This is a genomic window from Bacillus sp. FSL R5-0512, from assembly GCF_038593295.1.
GTDB classification, from domain to species: domain Bacteria; phylum Bacillota; class Bacilli; order Bacillales; family Bacillaceae; genus Bacillus; species Bacillus safensis.
In genome coordinates, this window is the sequence record NZ_CP151982.1 from 2,630,169 (window position 1) to 2,646,938 (window position 16,770).

The 16,770-nt window shown below is 43.5% G+C and carries 17 protein-coding genes; 4 read left to right on the forward strand and 13 right to left on the reverse strand.

Annotated elements, in window-relative coordinates; genetic code table 11:
- Nucleotides 1-290: 290 nt before the first annotated feature.
- From NSQ25_RS13495 to NSQ25_RS13515, 5 genes are all read right to left on the reverse strand, one after another.
- Nucleotides 291-3,020, reverse strand: coding sequence for a DNA translocase FtsK (locus NSQ25_RS13495; RefSeq protein ID WP_326136147.1), 2,730 nt, complete (start codon nucleotides 3,018-3,020; stop codon nucleotides 291-293).
- 195 nt (nucleotides 3,021-3,215) lie between these two features.
- On the reverse strand, nucleotides 3,216-3,821 hold the full coding sequence (gene ytpR, locus NSQ25_RS13500; protein ID WP_024424858.1) for a YtpR family tRNA-binding protein: 606 nt from the start codon (nucleotides 3,819-3,821) through the stop codon (nucleotides 3,216-3,218).
- Nucleotides 3,822-3,837: 16 nt separating this feature from the next.
- Nucleotides 3,838-4,650, reverse strand: coding sequence for a DUF1444 domain-containing protein (locus NSQ25_RS13505; RefSeq protein WP_326136146.1), 813 nt, complete (start codon nucleotides 4,648-4,650; stop codon nucleotides 3,838-3,840).
- A gap of 20 nt (nucleotides 4,651-4,670) precedes the next feature.
- A complete protein-coding gene (locus NSQ25_RS13510) occupies nucleotides 4,671-4,991 on the reverse strand; it encodes a thioredoxin family protein (protein ID WP_024424860.1) in 321 nt (106 codons plus the stop codon).
- On the reverse strand, nucleotides 4,978-6,006 hold the full coding sequence (locus tag NSQ25_RS13515; protein WP_326136145.1) for a PTS sugar transporter subunit IIC: 1,029 nt from the start codon (nucleotides 6,004-6,006) through the stop codon (nucleotides 4,978-4,980). The genes NSQ25_RS13510 and NSQ25_RS13515 overlap by 14 nt, the downstream gene beginning before the upstream one ends.
- A gap of 200 nt (nucleotides 6,007-6,206) precedes the next feature.
- On the opposite strand from NSQ25_RS13515, the gene NSQ25_RS13520 reads away from it, so the two are divergent.
- Entirely contained in the window at nucleotides 6,207-6,653 is a 447-nt protein-coding gene (locus NSQ25_RS13520) for a YtoQ family protein (RefSeq protein WP_065214510.1), read from the forward strand.
- Between the two features lie 46 nt (nucleotides 6,654-6,699).
- Here the strand turns inward: NSQ25_RS13520 and NSQ25_RS13525 are convergent, their stop codons facing one another.
- Nucleotides 6,700-7,773, reverse strand: a complete 1,074-nt coding sequence (locus NSQ25_RS13525; RefSeq protein ID WP_065214509.1) for a M42 family metallopeptidase — start codon at nucleotides 7,771-7,773, stop codon at nucleotides 6,700-6,702.
- A gap of 199 nt (nucleotides 7,774-7,972) precedes the next feature.
- Here NSQ25_RS13525 and NSQ25_RS13530 point away from each other — a divergent pair, with 199 nt between their 5' ends.
- A complete protein-coding gene (locus NSQ25_RS13530; protein ID WP_003217759.1) occupies nucleotides 7,973-8,287 on the forward strand; it encodes a PepSY domain-containing protein in 315 nt (104 codons plus the stop codon).
- Between the two features lie 41 nt (nucleotides 8,288-8,328).
- On the opposite strand, the gene NSQ25_RS13535 is transcribed toward NSQ25_RS13530, so the two are convergent.
- The 3 genes from NSQ25_RS13535 to trmB all read right to left on the reverse strand — a co-directional run bounded on the left by NSQ25_RS13535 (nucleotide 8,329) and on the right by trmB (nucleotide 11,708).
- Nucleotides 8,329-10,026, reverse strand: a complete 1,698-nt coding sequence (locus NSQ25_RS13535) for an NAD-dependent malic enzyme (protein WP_081338903.1) — start codon at nucleotides 10,024-10,026, stop codon at nucleotides 8,329-8,331.
- Nucleotides 10,027-10,100: 74 nt separating this feature from the next.
- Nucleotides 10,101-10,949 (reverse strand): MBL fold metallo-hydrolase, encoded by an 849-nt coding sequence (locus NSQ25_RS13540; protein WP_326136144.1) that lies wholly within the window; start codon nucleotides 10,947-10,949, stop codon nucleotides 10,101-10,103.
- Nucleotides 10,950-11,066: 117 nt separating this feature from the next.
- A complete protein-coding gene (gene trmB, locus NSQ25_RS13545) occupies nucleotides 11,067-11,708 on the reverse strand; it encodes a tRNA (guanosine(46)-N7)-methyltransferase TrmB (protein WP_024424866.1) in 642 nt (213 codons plus the stop codon).
- 188 nt (nucleotides 11,709-11,896) lie between these two features.
- Here trmB and NSQ25_RS13550 point away from each other — a divergent pair, with 188 nt between their 5' ends.
- Nucleotides 11,897-12,172 carry a YtzH-like family protein gene (locus NSQ25_RS13550; protein ID WP_024424867.1) on the forward strand — a complete coding sequence of 92 codons (276 nt, stop codon included), beginning with the start codon at nucleotides 11,897-11,899 and terminating at the stop codon, nucleotides 12,170-12,172.
- Here the strand turns inward: NSQ25_RS13550 and NSQ25_RS13555 are convergent.
- The 4 genes from NSQ25_RS13555 to thpR form a co-directional block, all read right to left on the reverse strand.
- Nucleotides 12,169-12,969 carry a phosphotransferase family protein gene (locus NSQ25_RS13555; RefSeq protein WP_024424868.1) on the reverse strand — a complete coding sequence of 267 codons (801 nt, stop codon included), beginning with the start codon at nucleotides 12,967-12,969 and terminating at the stop codon, nucleotides 12,169-12,171. The two genes, NSQ25_RS13550 and NSQ25_RS13555, sit on opposite strands and share 4 nt — an antisense overlap.
- A gap of 284 nt (nucleotides 12,970-13,253) precedes the next feature.
- Nucleotides 13,254-14,183, reverse strand: coding sequence for a YegS/Rv2252/BmrU family lipid kinase (locus NSQ25_RS13560; RefSeq protein ID WP_034279500.1), 930 nt, complete (start codon nucleotides 14,181-14,183; stop codon nucleotides 13,254-13,256).
- Nucleotides 14,184-14,231: 48 nt separating this feature from the next.
- Entirely contained in the window at nucleotides 14,232-15,167 is a 936-nt protein-coding gene (locus tag NSQ25_RS13565) for a hypothetical protein (RefSeq protein WP_326136143.1), read from the reverse strand.
- 25 nt (nucleotides 15,168-15,192) lie between these two features.
- Complete coding sequence (thpR, locus tag NSQ25_RS13570; protein WP_034279495.1) at nucleotides 15,193-15,744, reverse strand: RNA 2',3'-cyclic phosphodiesterase; 552 nt, start codon at nucleotides 15,742-15,744, stop codon at nucleotides 15,193-15,195.
- Between the two features lie 91 nt (nucleotides 15,745-15,835).
- Here thpR and cysK point away from each other — a divergent pair, with 91 nt between their 5' ends.
- The gene (gene cysK, locus NSQ25_RS13575) at nucleotides 15,836-16,768 is read left to right on the forward strand and encodes a cysteine synthase A (RefSeq protein WP_183002042.1); all 933 of its coding nucleotides are present in this window, start codon (nucleotides 15,836-15,838) and stop codon (nucleotides 16,766-16,768) included.
- Nucleotides 16,769-16,770 lie beyond the last annotated feature (2 nt).

Genomic DNA, 16,770 nt, shown 5'->3' on the forward strand with positions numbered 1-16,770 from the left:
CAACAAACGTCTATCTGACTTACAGTATATGACGCTCATTTCAATTTGCAACTTGTGATTTTGCCTCTAGCTGATCACAGATCGCAGCTCCAAATAAAGATTTTTTCCGATCTTCCTATTCTAATCAATATTAACTATGATTAGTATCCGACAACTTTCCCATTTCTAACACCTGTTTCCGCTTATTTTACATAAAAAAGCGCTCTGACAGACATGCGAAAAGCGTCCAATTACAAAATTGCACCTATGTGCTATCATACCATGTTTATGAAAAAAATGAAGTGGTTTGTTTAGATCAACTGTTCTAAGTCACTCAGTGTCATGAGCACTTCTCTTGGCTTACTGCCTTTCGCACCAGAGATCATCCCCTCGCGCTCCATCATGTCAATCAACCTGGCTGCACGGTTGTAGCCAATTCTAAATCTTCGCTGCAAACTTGATGTACTAGCGCTATTCTGCTCGATGGCAAAACGGCAGGCATCCATAAACAATTCATCTTCGTCTGTAATCGCAGAGCCCTGCAGCATGAGTTCCTCCTGTTCAAAAAGGAACACTGGCTTGCGCTGCTTTCTCACATGTGCCACCACTTGATCAATCTCACGGTCTGATACAAAGTTCCCTTGCAGCCTTGTCGGTTTGCCGGAGCCATTTTCTAAGAAGAGCATGTCTCCTTTTCCGAGAAGCTTTTCTGCACCTGCCATGTCAATGATCGTTCTTGAATCCACCTGACTTGAAACAGAAAACGCAATTCTTGTTGGAATATTAGCTTTAATGAGACCTGTAATGACATCAACAGAAGGTCTTTGTGTCGCAATCAATAAGTGAATGCCGCATGCTCTTGCTTTTTGTGCAATTCGGCAGATGCTTTCTTCGACTTCATTTGGTGCGACCATCATTAAATCAGCCAGCTCATCGATCACCACGACGAGATAAGGCAGTTTTTCTCCCATTTGTTTTTCTTTCACAAGCTCATTGAATCGTTTAATTTCTCTCACGCCAGAGTGTGCAAATAGTTCATAGCGTCTTTCCATTTCATCCACTACCCATTTCAGAGCAGCAGTTGCTGTCTTGGCATCAGTGATGACGGGACTCACAAGATGCGGAATGTGATTATACGGCGCTAATTCAACCATTTTAGGGTCAATTAAGAGCATTTTCACTTCATCTGGTGATGCTTTAAACATTAGGCTCACTAAAATCGTATTAATGCAGACGCTTTTTCCTGAACCAGTGGCTCCGGCAATTAATCCATGCGGCATTTTTTGCAGATCAACCACGACAGGCTGGCCTGAAATATCTAATCCGAGTGCCGCTGTTAAAGGAGATGGATTGTCTCTAAACGCACTGCTTCTGATCATTTCTCTTAAGAACACCATTTTACTGTGCAGATTTGGCACTTCGATCCCGATCGTGTTTTTCCCTGGAATCGGGGCTTCAATTCGAATATCCTTTGCGGACAAACTAAGTTTAATATCATCTGACAGGTTCGTGATTTTGTTCACTTTGACACCTGGTTCTGGATGTACTTCAAACCTTGTCACAGAAGGTCCCTGTGTGACGTGAACAACACTTGCTCTTACGTTGAAATTTTTAAGTGTCGCATTGAGCAGCTCAGCCCGCTCTTTCACCCATGTGCCGTCCTCTTCTTTTTGAGCTGGCGGTACGTCTAAAAGGGCAAGGCTTGGAAAAACATACCCTTGTGTATCGGCTGCTTTCTTTTGTCCTTGCACGCGCTGATCGCTTTTTAACATCATGACATTAAACGGAACCGTAGAGGTTTGCCCGCTTGTGCGTTGTGGCTGCGGAGATGTCTGTTTTGGTTCTTCTTTCATGACTTCATGCGTTTGTTCTTGCTGCTCTGTCTGCTCTATAACCGTTTCTGCCGCTTCAGATGTTTGTTCCTCTGTTACTTGTTCTACTGGCAGCACTTGATCTTCTTCAATTTCAGCTTCTTGGACCAGCTGATCTTCCTGCAGGTCATGTTTGACTGGCTCAGCTTCTTCAAATGCTGCCGCAGGCGCTTCTTCTTGTTTGTCTTCTATTGGATCAGCCGCTAGTTCTTCCACCGGTTCTGCTGAAATGTTTTCTGTTAACGCCGCTTCTTCTGATGGCATGTCTACTTCCATTTCAATCGCTGGCTGCGAAGGTTCCGGTGTTTCGAAGGTCAACATGTCTATTTCCTCAGTATGATCTTCAAACTGATGGACAAGCTCGTCCTTAATTTCTTCTTCATCACCGGAGACAGTCTGTTCCGGCTCAGACTCAACAGGCTGCTTCTGATAGACTTCTGCTTGCTGCTTATGTACATCAGCTTCATGATGATCTTCTGGCTCGTTTTCTTCTTGCTGGACGAACGGCTCGTCAGTTAAACGTTCCATCGTCGTTTGAACATGATCTTGATAAGCGAGTTCTTCTTGCAATGTATGCGGGGTTACTGCTGGCTCTTTGTCCGTTCTCTCTTCTGCTGACACTGAAGCCATTTCCTCGATACGTTTTTCTTTCTGTATAGACGGGATGTTCATTTGCTGTCTGACATTCCGTTCACGCTCTGCCTCTTCTGATAACAGTGTGACACGCTGCGCCGTTTCTTCTGCTACTTTCCTTTGAACTGAAGCTGTTTCTTCTTTTGCATCTGCCCGTTTTGGACGCATATCCTGATGATAGCCATAGATCGGTGATGGAATTTGCTCTGGCTTGAATGGCTTTTTATTTATATCAGGCTGAAGCGTTTGTTTAGGCTGATAGGTTTTCTGCTTTGCCTTTGGCTGGCTTGGTTTCACGCGTCTTCTCTCCTGCTTCACTCCATCACGCTGGGGTTCATCTGGAACGAGCGGAAAGCGAAAGTTCCCTTTTGGATATTCATAATACACTTTCGTATCTTCGATTTTTTTATATTCTTTATGCGGTTCAAAAGCTGTCTGCTTTGGTGCAGCTAGATCTTCTTCAGGTCTTGCAGCTTTTTCTTCTTTCTTTTCTTCTCCTAAAAATACACTGAAAAATTTATCTAACCAACTCATCATTTATCACTCACTTTAACTCCCCTTACGTTTTCTTGGGCGATTTTTAGTATACCATTGCTTTTTCATGCAGAAAAGCGAGAAAAGTGCCGCTTTATGCTGTTCATGCTGTTGTAGATGAAAAAAAGTCACTAAGTACGTACTTAGTGACTTTTGGTATAACACATTCTTCGCTCCTATGTGCCCGTTTATGGGAGGTTACGCTTTAAAGGGTTCGCCAGCTTGATGGCTTCCATCTAAAACAAGAATCCCTTTTTCAGCAGGTGCGTCTGGAAGATCTAACTCTTTTGCAGAACAAATCATACCGCTTGATGGAACGCCTCTTAGCTCAGCATCTTTGATGACCATACCGCTTGGCATCACTGCACCGACCTTCGCCACCACAACATATTGGCCTTGGTCAACGTTTGGTGCACCGCACACGATTTGTAAGGTTTCATCGCCCACATCAACTTGGCAAATGTTTAATTTATCTGCATTCGGATGCTTTTCTTTTTCCTTTACATAGCCGACAACAAATTTCGGTGATAGATCCACAGTCAACGTTTCACTGACACCGTTACGGTTTAAAATTTCATTGATATCTTGAACAATGGTTTCAGAAAGCGGAACAGATCCGTTTTCTTCAATTTTCATGTAAGTGGACGCATTGAAGATATTAAAGCCTGTTGTTTCTTTTGTTTCTTGATTGAAGATTCGTACAACATCTCCAAACGTCTCATGACCTACTTCTTCTCTCGTCACATCTTTCAATGAAATAAGGAGTGTGTCGCCTACACCTTCTGCATTATAAAAAACGTTCATTCTTCAAAATTCCCTTCTACTGCTGTTTTGGTCTGCTTTTTGCAAGTATAAAGATCGGTTCAAGCTTACCCTCGTCATATAAAAATGACAATGCGGTAATCGGAACCGTGCCGCTGGCGAAGAAGCTCATCGACATCTGTCCTAAAATATCATAGCCTGAATCATTGCGAACATCTGCAATGATGAATACATCTTGATGGGGAACAGAAATTGCCATCTGCCCTTCTATTTTTTGCGCGTATTCTTGTAATAACGATTCATTTAAAAGTCTGCTGGCGTCATACCCGTCATTTGCACGGAAGAAATAAAACCGGTTGCCTGCCACTTCATCCATTTTCACTACTGTTTCTAGCGAACGGACGTTGAAGCTTGCAGTTTCTCTGATTCGCTCTTTTGTCCAGTTTTCCTTTTGAAGCATCTTTTCATCAATTAATCGGTAGGTGCTTCCAAGGTCAAGCGCATAGTAGATTCTCGTTTCTGCTGTATGCTCATCAAACACAAGCGGAATCCCATCACTTGATGCCTCAGGAAAGGAAGTGGAACGAATGACCGGATAGATCTGCTTTTCTTTTCCTGAGATGTGCTGCGCTTCGCCTTTCATGGCACTCAGCGCTTCTTTCACATAATAGACGATCTCATCGATGGTTTCATCAGGCTTTACTTCCCACTTTGCAACAATTGGCGGGAGCTCTAGTGTGATGCCTTTGCCTGTTTGTTTATCTTCAATACGAAGCGTATCTTTTTCCCGGTCAAACTCGTGTGACCAGCTGTCGTTCGTCAGACGGCTTTTGAGTTCATTCGCAAGCTGTCTTGATGTCATTTTTGCCATCGTTTTAGACTCTCCTTTCGTTATTTAGAAAGAGAATCTGTTAAAAATGCTTCAATCTCTTCCTTTGTCTTACGATCTTTGCTGACAAAGCGGTTAATCTCTTGTCCGTTTTTAAAGACTAAAAAGCTTGGAATACCGTAAATTTCCCACTCTGCACAAGTGTCAATGAACTTGTCTCTATCGACATAGAAGTACTCAAATTCTGGGTAGTTTGCTTCAAGCTCTGGCAAGAATGGCTCAATAAATGTGCAGTCCGGGCACCAGTCAGCCGAAAATAGCAATACGGTTAAGTCTTCTTGAATCACTTTTTGTAATTCTTCGTTTGATTCAATTTTTTTCATGTTTCATTCCTCCAGTTTGTATGGTTAAATCTCCGAATTGTATATAGCCTTTCTTTCTCATCCATTCTGATACTACCAAACTAATCACTGCCGGGCCAACGATATGCAAGAGAGCGATCGCCAGAAATACAGATGGATGAAACCCCATGACGGTCAGCGTCATGAGTTGTCCAACAAGCCCGCTCGTTCCCATTCCCGCTCCTGCCGCATTATTGACCATCCCAAAGCCAATAATACCAATTGGCGCGAGAATCAGACCAGCAATTGTCGGCGGAATCAGGATGAGGGGGTTTTTCACAATGTTCGAAAGCTGCAACTTTGACGTTCCAATGCCGACAGCCGCAAGACCGCCAAAGCGATTTTCTCTAAAGCCTGCAGCGGCAAAGCCGACCATTTGAGCACAGCAGCCAATCGTTGCAGCACCAGCAGCTGACCCGCTTAAGTCAAGCATGAGCGCAAGTGCAGCACTTGAGATCGGAGAACTGAGAGCAAGTCCAACAATGGTCGCTACCAGCATGCCCATGATCATCGGGCTTTGATCTGTCCCCCACATGATGAGCCTGCCGAGCCCTGTCATCATGGCTTCAATTCCAGGTCCGATTAGGGCAGCGGTGAAAAAGCCAGTGATAATGGTGACAAGCGGCGTTAAAATAATATCAATTTTTGTCTCACCACTGACCAGCTTGCCTAGTTCCACACCAATTAATGCTGCGGCAAAGCTTCCAGCAGGCCCCCCAAGCTCTGCTCCTGCAGCGCCTGAGACAACACTTGCAAAAATGATCAAAGGAGATGCATGTAAACGGTACGCAACCGCTACGCCGATCGCCGGTCCCATGAGCCCCATGGCAAGGGTTCCCATTTTAATGATGAGTGGAAGTGATAACAGACCGCCTGCTGTTTTTAAAATCAGACCTACCACTAATGTAGCAAATAGACCTAAAGCCATATAAGAAAGTGCATCAATGAAATACACCTTTGGCGAAAGGGAGATCCCCTTTCTTTTTAAATAAGTCATCAACGTCGTCTTCCTGCTTTCTCATAGGAAAGACGAAGAGGCCTGTCCTTCCCATTATATGTAGTATTCTTGCGATGAAAAATAGTCTCTACCATGAATATCATAATCATATTTTTTTTGCTTTATCAAGCACTTCTTGTGTAACATGAAGTGAAACAGGACAAACCTTTACTAAGTTTGTACAAAAGGAGGAGATCGTTATGCAATTAACTGTCTATTTAGCTGGAGAAATTCATAGTCAGTGGCGTGATGAAATCAAGGAGAAAAGCCAATCTTTGAAGCTGCCGGTGACATTTGTCGGTCCAATGGAAAATCATGACCGCTCAGATAACATCGGTGAGGATATTTTAGGTGAGCAGCCGGATGCCATTTTCAAAGATGATGCAGCTTCTGATTTGAACAATTTCCGCACTGAAATTTTATTAAACAAAGCAGATGTCGTCATTGCGCGCTTTGGTGAGAAATATAAGCAGTGGAACACAGCCATGGATGCATCTGCTGCGATTGCAAAAGGTAAACCTCTTATTTTAATCCGTCCAAAAGAGCTGCACCATCCGTTAAAGGAACTCTCAAACAAAGCAAATATCACTGTGGAAACCGTAAACCAAGCGATCAAGGCGTTATCTTATGTATTTGAACAGCAATAATAAAGAAGGCTGCTCTCATTGAAGAGGCAGCCTTTTTCTATCACATTTATACCTGTTGATAAATAGAATCCACTGTGCTTTGATTACAATTTTTGACAAGGCGGACAATTAACTCTTTTGCCGCTGCGTAATCATCCACATGCAAAACAGAATGACTTGTATGAATGTAGCGTGCACAAACTCCAATCACAGCAGAAGGCACACCTTGGTTTGAAATATGAACACGTCCAGCGTCCGTACCACCCGGTGATACGAAATATTGATATGGAATGTTGTTTGTCTCAGCAGTATCAAGCACAAAGTCTCTCATTCCGCGGTGCGTAATCATTGTCCGATCAAAAATACGCAGAAGTGCACCTTTTCCAAGCTGGCCGAACTGTGTTTTGTCACCTGTCACATCGTTTGCAGGACTCGCATCTAAAGCGAAGAAAAGATCTGGCTGAATCATATTCGCAGCTACCTCAGCTCCTCTAAGCCCTACTTCCTCTTGAACAGTTGCTCCTGAGTACAGCTGACATGAAAGTGATTCGTCTTTTAATTCTTTTAATAATTCAATTGCAAGGCCGCAGCCATAGCGGTTATCCCAAGCCTTCGCTAAAATCTTTTTTGGATTCGCCATTGGGGTAAAAACCGTTGCAGGAACAATTTGCTGTCCTGGACGAACGCCAAGCTCTTTTGCCTCTTCTTCACTGTCTGCACCAATATCAATAAGCATATCTGACGGCTTCACAGGTTTGCTTTTTTGTTCTGGCGTGAGAAGGTGAGGAGGTGTACTAGAGACGACACCAGGAATTGGCCCGTGATCGGTATGGACGTCCACACGCTGCGCCAGCATGACTTGACTCCACCAGCCGCCAAGTGTTTGAAAACGAATCATCCCGTTTTTCGTAATCGATGAGACCATGAATCCGACTTCATCCATATGACCCGCTACCATAATTTTAGGTGCGTTTTCCGGTCCCTTGCGTACGCCAAACACTCCGCCAAGACGGTCTTGAATGAGTTCATCAGAATATTTTTCAAGTTCCTTTTTCATAAAAGCACGCACATGGTGCTCATTTCCTGGAGTTCCCTGTAATTCTGTTAAATTTCGGAAAAGCGACAATGTTTCTTCGTTCATTCTACAGTTTACCTCGTTTCTATGTAATGACCATATATATTCCTATAAAAATAACACTCACTTTATACTATAAGAATTCTTTCGGTTTTCCAAGTATCTCTCCAGAAATTTTGAATATGCTTTCAAGTATTCGGATTCCTTAACATCGTTGGACAAGTTTTGTATAATGGAAAAAACAGCAATACGGAGGTGCAGCACGTTGAAGTTAAAACATGTTCTGATTGGTGCGAGTATTGGCGTAGCCGCTGCAATTGTTGCAAAGAAAGTATTTTTCCCTACGTATATCTCATCTGAAAAAGCATTAAAAATTGTGAAATCTGCTTTTAAACAGCGCGGCCCGATTGATGGCTCTTGGATTTATACTGTACCAGAGCCGTATACCGTAAATGGCGAAACGATTGATGTATACAAATCTGGCATTACCCGCTCTGCCTTTGGTGAGCTTGAACAGTATGAAGTGATGATTGATGCCAAAACTGGCATGATCGTGGATGTAATTGATTCTGTTGCTTGATCAAGAAAGCTTCGCAAAGACATGTCCTTGCGAAGCTTTTTTTATATGGCTTTGATTTTTTTGTAGACAGGATGCCACATAGCGTCCTGCACAGCCTGAATGAGATCATCAGGCGTTTCTTCTGCAATTCCTTCATCAATTGCTGCCTGCGCCACACGGACGGCTACTGTCGCTGAAACGGTTCGAAGCTGATCGACACTTGGCAGCATCGCTGCACCCGGCTTCCCAACATTGACCATGCTTGCAATGGCTTCAGCACTCGCAACAAACATACTATCTGTCATGAGGCGTGCTTTTGACACAATTGTGCCTAGACCAAGGCCTGGGAAGACAAGGGCATTATTCGCTTGTCCAATTTCATATGTGACACCGCCATATTCGACAGGATCAAATGGACTTCCCGTTGTCACAAGGGCACGTCCTTCAGTCCACTCGATCAGATCTTGCGGCTTTGCTTCTGAAAGAGGTGTCGGATTCGACATCGGTAAAATCGCAGGACGCTCCACGTGTGACGCCATTTCTTTTACAATTTCCTCTGTAAATGCTCCTCCGACCGTCGAAGTGCCAATTAAGATTGTTGGTTTCGCCTGCTTGACGACCTCTAATAGATCAATCGAATGCTTTGGACCATTACGGGCATAATCCTTTACTTCGTCAGAGCGCCTTGCATACGGCTTTTGAAATGGCTGAATGTCAGGTGAATCATCTGTGAGCAGCCCCGTTTTATCAATACACCAGAAATGATCATAGGACTCCTCTTCTTTGACTCCATCTCTGACAATGGCATCACGGATTTGCTCGGCTATGCCAATACCTGCCGTACCCGCTCCAAAAATGACAATACGGTGATCTTTCAGCGGAACCTTCGAAGCTTTTGCACATGCCAGAACTGCAGCAAGTGAAACGGCGCCAGTCCCTTGAATGTCATCGTTAAATGTACAAATACGGTCCTTATATTTTTCCAATATCGCACGGGCATTCTTTGTCCCAAAGTCTTCCCAGTGAAGGAGTGCATTTGGGAAAGTAGCGCGGGCAAGCTCGACATATTGATCAATGAACTGATCATAGCGCTCTCCTCGAACGCGGGAGTGCTGGTTTCCAACATAAAGCGGATCATTCAAGAGACTTTCTTGGTTCGTTCCGGCATCAAGCACTACTGCCAGCACGCGGCTGGGATCAATGCCTGCTGCAGCTGTATAAACAGCAAGTTTTCCAACTGAAATGGCAATCCCGCCAACGCCCCAGTCTCCAATGCCTAAAATGCCTTCTGCATCCGTTGCAACGATTAAGTCGATTGATTCATCGACACCATAAGAGGCAAAAATCTCTTCCATGCCTTCCAGATCATCAATCGATAAATACAGCCCTCTTGGCTTTCGATATTCATGGCTATAACGCTGAATAGCCGTTCCTACAGTCGGCGTGTAGACAATCGGAAGCATTTCCGCCAAGTGCTCATTTAGCAGTTTGTAAAAAAGCACTTCATTTCTGTCATGAAGCGCTGTTAAATACACATTTTTCCCCAGTTCATCAGGCTGTGCCTTGAACTGTTCATATGCACGCTTTGCCTGATCCTCTAAGGTTAAGACCTTAGGCGGAAGAAATCCCTTTAACCCGAGCTCCTCCCGCTCTTCCTTTGTAAATGCAACCCCTTTGTTTAAATAAGGGACTGACATGACTTCCATTCCTCTTAATGGTGTTTCGATCACATCACCATGTACACGATAAAATTGGTTCACCTGCACTCTTCCTTTCACAAGTTCATTTTGTCGTTATTTTGTGTGAAAGGTGAAAAAAACATACAGATGATCTTTTATCTTCCTGTTTCTCTTTTGATTTCGTGTGTGATCTGCCCGTCTTCGTCCCATTTTACAGCACGATAAATGGCATCATGATAAAACAAGTACCATGCATTTTTTTCTTCTGCAAATGTCTGCCACTTTTGCTTGGCTGGAATCGAGGTCATTGGGTAATCATCATATGCCAAAACCCAAAGTGGATTTTTATGAGCATGTGTTGGCATGATATCAGCTAAATGAATCGCTGTTTCGCCCTCACTTGTGAGCGTTAAAATGCTATGACCATTGCTATGGCCGCCTGTATGATGTAGCTCGATTCCTTCTGTCACTTCGATGCTTTCTTCAAATGTGACCACTTGGTCTGCCACAGGCTCCCAGTTTTCTTTCCAATATGTATTTCTTGAGCGAATGTTTGGCGCTCTCATTTCATCCCATTCGATTTTCGATGTGATGATTTTTGCCTGCTGAAAAACAGACACGAGCTTATCGCCTTCACGTTTTGTTAATCCGCTGGCATGATCGAAGTGCAGATGTGTCATTAATACGTAATCAATATTTGATGGGCGCAGGCCAAGCGCCGCTAGAGATTCTTCCAATTTGGTTTCCTCTGTCACGCCGTAATTGCGTTTTTGTTTATCTGTCAGCTTCCCTGATCCGATGCCGGAATCCACTAACAGATGAAGACCCTTCCACCGAATGAGAATTGGATCACATCGTAATTCAATTTGATTGCGGTCATTTACCGGGTATTTTTTTGACCATAATGGCTTTGGCACGACACCAAACATCGCTCCGCCGTCCATGTGCGTATCTCCCCCGTTTAACCAAAACAGTTCCATTTCACCTATTTTCATTGTCTCCATTGCTGTCATCCCTCCTTTTTCTATCGTAGCAAATACAGCCAAAAATCGCATGCACCAATCTTTTCATAAAAAAAGCTGACTGCCATTTTTCTATTGCAGCCAGCTTGATATCACTTGTTATTCTGGGAATTTGACTTCTGATCGATAGATCGGTTGTCCCATAGACGAGAATTTCTCTTCATATTCAGTCATCACGTTTCCTTCTAAGCCGTCCTCATGTAAATCTAGGCTGACATACGTTAAAAGAAGGCCATATGCAGAAAAACTTTTTAAGGAATATTCAAATAACCCGCGGTTATCTGTTTTGAAATGTAATTCACCGCCTGGACGAAGAATATGTTCATATCGCTCTAAAAAGGTTTTAAACGTCAATCTGCGCTTTTCGTGTCTTGCTTTTGGCCACGGATCAGAGAAATTCAAATACACCCGGTCAATCTCATTTTCCGCAAACACATCTGTCAGCGTCTCAGCATTGATGTTCAAAAGCTTTACATTTTCAACATCTGTCTCTTTGATTTTATCTACTGCCGTCACAATAACACTTTTAAATAATTCAATGCCAATATAGTTGATATCAGGATGAAGCTTGCCCATTCCAGCAATAAAGCTCCCTTTTCCTGTCCCAACTTCGATATGGATTGGATGATCATTTCCAAACAGCTCATGCCATTTCCCTTTATATTGCTCGGGACTTGCTAAAGCAATATGAGCATTCTCAGCTAAGTAATCATCCGCCCATGGTTTATGTCGCATTCTCAATTTGATACACCTCTATTTTCTTTACATTTTATCAAGATACCATGAAACATAAAGACCCGCAAGACAGCATCTTCTATGTCCATATAAAAAGACCAGCCCTTCGCTTGAGCTGGTCTGCCGCATGTATAAATTGGACGCTGAATGCACAGTTTAACCTCATAAATGACACGCAGGAAAGGAGCATTTGTATGGGTTTAAACCGTCAACATCAGCTTCAATTAATCAAAGATATTTTAACCGATCACCAGCTGGATTGCTGCGGGACTGTTGCAGAATATGAACAGGTGGGACGCGTGATTCAATTAATGCTGGCAAAAGAAGATCTGGATGCCGACATTCGTCAGCTGTTAACAGATATTTATGATTACAGCCAAAAGGGCACCTCTGTCAGTTCAATTGATGCACATATTGAGGAGCATCAATCACATCTGTCTGAGTGGGTCGAGAACATTCCACTGTCTTAATGGATGTTTAACCGTTTTAAGAGTGCATTTAGCTCCGCTTGCACTTCTTTTTGCGCCTTTTCATTCCCTTTTCGTTTATGCCAAACGACAAACGATACGGTTTCAGCGAGCACGTACCACGCCATGCGCTTTCGCAAATTGTCCGTCAGCGGGGCGCCGTACATAGAGAGCCAGCTTTCCCAGTTCTCTTCCTCAACATAATGGTATAAAAGCGGTCCAAGATCAATCGCTGGGTCTGCAATCATCGCCCCATCCCAATCGATCAAATAGAGCTGGTTTTCATCTGTCAGCAGCCAATTATTATGATTGAGATCGCAATGACAGACGACCTTGTCCTCAAAATGGACAGCCTCCACATGCTTCTCTAAATACTGGATGGCACGCGAAATGTCTTGTGAATCAATTTGCTCGTTTAATATGGACTGTTTCAGATGCATCAGAATGGATTCTGGGTCTAGAGAGTGCTTCTCTAATCGTTTCAGCATATCGAGCAATTCTTTTGATGTATGGATTTTTCTTAGCTGCTCTGCTACAGGACGATCATTCATGTCCTTTGGCTTCAGCTCTCTGCCGCTCAGCCAGTGCTGTGCAGTAATCACATCTCCATTTTCCATCCGTTTTGTCCAGACAAGCTTCGGCACAATGCCTTCAGCTGACAAAACCGCAAGAAACGGTGACGTATTGCGTTTTAAAAATAGCTTTTGGTCATTGTGTGTTGCGAAGTACGCATCTCCCGTAGCGCCTCCAGCCGGAGAGATATGCCATTCGCTACCTAATATTTGTCCCAACCAGTTCATATCAATTTTCAACCCATCATTTCTTAAAATATTTTAAATCTTGCTTTTTTAGTCGACAAAATTCAGCCGATTGAGGATCAATTGGCTGTTTCTTTTTTTATTTATATGATCATAAAAACAAAAAGGACAGCTATTGAGAATGAGATGCTAAACAATAGCCGTCCTATAGATTTTATCGTTACCTTCTTATACTCGTCAAGCAAAACTAAAAAATCAGGACAAGAACCTTACGAAAAAGAAGGCTTTTTTCATGGTTCTTTGACTAAGGATATACCGCAAGTTATTTAAGCACGTAATTTTAAGGATCGTTCACTTGCCTTTACAAAGACAGGCGTTGCGCCGATCACTTCTCCATCTGCGTGAAATAAGATTTTTTCATCTGCTTCTAAAAACGCTTCCTCATGCTGAAACAGGGTAACCCCCTTCATCCCAAGGTGCTTTCGGAACACCATCGCGCTTAGAAACAAGAGGACTTTGAATGGATTCAAATCTGTGACAACCAACGTTTGAAAACCTGGCTGCCTCGCACTCACTTCCGGTGCCGCTTCCAGCCCTCCCCCATAATACGGGTGATTGCAGACGATCACAAACCACACTTGGCGAAAAACTTTCTTCTCATTTTCAATAAATAACGCAAGATCAAACGGCTTAAACGACCATAAAGAATGGAGAAATGACAGAGGGTAGATGATAAAGCCAAGCCCCAGCCGTTTCAGCCACTTTTTCCCTCTAAAATGCACCGTTTTCCTCAGTACATGTGCGTCAAACCCCGCACCGATATGATTGAGAAAGAGAACAGATTGCGGACTTTCGGCATGATCTTGAAAGGAGCCGAGAGAAAATGTTTTGGTGAGCATTCTCTTTTGCTTTCTCACTTCTTTTAGGACATCATGACGATGGATACCGAGACCCTTCGCAGCATCATTCCAATGACCAGCAGGGACAAAACTAAGCTGCACATGATCGATTTCCTTTAAGCCATTCAGTACTTCATGAATGGTGCCGTCACCGCCAATAACAATCAAGCGTTTTAGCCTGTCATCCTGCATGGCACTGATTTGTCTTGCCAAAACTTCTGCATGGCCTTCATGCTGGGTGAGAAATGATCGATAAGAGACCTCCACCTTTTGTAATTCTTTCTCTATGCTCCTCCATGTGCGGAGTCCTTTTCCATGTCCTGCTTCTGGATTAACGATAAAGTACCATTCATTCATATATTAGCTCCACTCAGGTCTCATTTTTCGTGACCTTCCATCATGCCTTTAATCGAGCCATTCCTGTCTTCTTTTGCTGTCTGATTCACCATAAGCAAGCAATGCCTTTGTCGCCTTAAATTGCTGATGCTTTGTCGGCGCCGTATTTTTCCGCTGCTTTTCAAACCACTCTTCTGCCTTCTTCTTATCGATAACCTCCATCCCATATGGAACTTCAGGTAAATCAATATAAGAGGTTCGGCTGATGAGGATTTTTTTCACAGGAAGGTCTACACCACTTTGCTGTAAGATCTTTGACACGACGGTGCCAGATCGCAAAAGGCTTGCACAAGGATTCAAGACGGACTGAACAGCTTTCCCAGTCGCCCGTTTTTCCCAAAAACGTTCCTTCGTTCCGATATAGACGCTGTCTGGCTCGGCCTCTAAGAAGGATAAACAGATCACTTCGAGCGGCGTGATGAGTATCGGACATAATTCCATCTCAGCTTTTTGAATGAGCAGCACCGGCTTGTACATCACAAAATAAGAATCCGGAAGCTGCCTTGCAAGCATCCGCAGCTTTTCATCATACCGAATATGATGGGAAACGGTTGAAATATGGGAAATCGTCGAACTCGCCCATTTTAATTGCACTTCAAAGAGATGGTCCTTAAAAAAGTGAATCAGCTTCGTTTCATCGGTAGGAACGTTTCTGAAAACCCCTTGCTCTATATCTGTCGGCTCGTTAAAAAGACTCAGGTCCCGTTCCTTTTTCATATCGGCTTCTTTTAGCTTTCTCTTTAAGGAGAATTTCTTTCTCTTTTCTTCCTCTTGTTCTGGCGCTTGTTGAGGAATTTGATCAAACGGTTGCTGCGCCTCCTCTTTTGAAGCCTTTTTTAACTCGTCCCATCTTTGTTTTTTCAACCGATTGAATTGATTGATGTAGTGATGCGGGTCTTGTTCATATCGTGATATATAATCTTGAATTTTGATAATTTGCGCCATCTGCTGCTCACTCCAACTTCTAGAATCATTTATGTAGTGTAAATTGTTTGATTGCGTGATAACGAGGGGTTTCCTTCGGACGTATTTCAAATAAAGTGATACGAGAAACCTCCATCACATATGGCTCTTTGCGTAAAGGTGCTTGCTTTTCATAAGGGTCATCCGCATTCCATTTGCGCGCAATCGTCATATGCGGATGAAACGGTCTCTTTTCAACAGGGTGTCCTGCTGACAAAACGGCTTCCTTTACCTTTTCTCTTAAATGCATGAGCGGCTCACTTTCATGAGGCTTTGCAAAAAAGACTCTTGGGCGTTCTTTCGCACCAAACTGCCCTACCTCATTCAGCTCTAGTGGAAATGCAGACGCTTCATTTGAAAGAATGTCAAGCAGCTGGATGATCTTTTTTAAACGCTCTTCTGGAATGGCGCCTAAAAAGATAAGGGTCACATGATAATCATGTGGTGCTGTCCATTTTTGAAAGAACAGTCCGCTCCTTTGATCAATGTCTTGTTTGATTTGATGCGCAAGTTGTTCAGGGATGTGAATCCCTATAAAATAATGACGGCTTTCTGACACAATATCACCTGTCCTTTTTTAACAAACTTTACGAATCCCCATTGATGATAGTATAACTAAAGAAATGCGGAATGAGAAGAAAGGGTGTCATCTGATGAAAGTAGCACAAAATATAGCTGAGCTGATTGGCGATACACCACTTGTCAAATTACAGCGGCTTCAGCCAGAAAATGCGGCGGCTGTTTACTTGAAGCTGGAATCATTTAATCCGAGCGGAAGTGTAAAAGACCGCGCGGCTTACAATATGATCGTCGAGGCAGAAAAACAAGGGAAACTCACAAAAGGAGCAACCATTATTGAGCCTACGAGCGGGAATACAGGGATTGGTTTAGCCATGAATGCCGCCGCAAGAGGCTATAAAGCCATTCTTGTCATGCCTGATACGATGACAAAGGAAAGAATCAATATTTTGAAGGCATACGGGGCTCAGGTCGTCTTAACCCCAGGAGAAGAAAAAATGCCAGGCTGCATCCGAAAAGCTGAGGAACTGGCTGCTCAAATTCCTCACAGCTTTATTCCCATGCAATTTGACAACAGGGCGAACCCAGATGCGCATAGAGGCACAACAGCAGTCGAAATTATGGAAGCTGTGAAACAACTTGGACAGCCTCTTGGAGCCTTTGTCGCAACAGCTGGAACTGGCGGTACTATTACAGGAACTGGAGAGGAATTAAAAAAGGCATTCCCTCATTTAACCATCCGTGTGGCAGAGCCTAAGGGTTCCCCTGTCTTATCTGGCGGGAAACCTGGGAAGCATAAACTCGTTGGCACAAGCCCAGGATTTATCCCCCATATTTTAAACGAGCACGTCTATGATGACATCGTTCAGGTAAGTGACGAAGATGCGTACCACATCACACGGCAGCTCGCTCAGCTTGAAGGAATTTTAGTAGGCCCATCCTCTGGGGCGGCTTGCTATGCAGCCATTGAAACAGCCAAGCAATTGCCGGCAGATCAAATTGTGATCTGTATGACAGCAGATACGGGCGAACGATACTTATCAAGTGATGTTTTTCAAGATTAAAA